This is a genomic window from Streptomyces viridochromogenes, assembly GCF_001270495.1.
Taxonomy (GTDB): domain Bacteria; phylum Actinomycetota; class Actinomycetes; order Streptomycetales; family Streptomycetaceae; genus Streptomyces; species Streptomyces viridochromogenes_A.
Genome location: NZ_LGUR01000176.1, coordinates 1 through 219, shown reverse-complemented (window position 1 = coordinate 219; position 219 = coordinate 1). Strand labels below are relative to the sequence as shown.

General features: G+C 68.0%; 1 protein-coding gene. It reads right to left on the bottom strand.

What is annotated here, in order from left to right:
• Positions 1-219 (bottom strand): ATP-binding cassette domain-containing protein (locus ADK36_RS17995; RefSeq protein ID WP_159391170.1); only part of this gene is annotated, 219 nt, incomplete at both ends.

Here is a 219-nt window from a genome sequence, read left to right as displayed (position 1 = left end):
TGGTCGGCCTCCTCCAGGTACTGGGTGGTGAGGAAGACGGTGACGCCGTCGGCGACCAGCTCGCGGATGATCTGCCACATGTTGTGCCGGGAGCGCGGGTCGAGACCGGTGGTCGGCTCGTCGAGGAAGATGATCCGCGGGCTGCCGACCAGCGTCATGGCGATGTCCAGGCGGCGCTTCATACCGCCGGAGTAGGTCGAGGCGGGCTTCTTCGCCGCC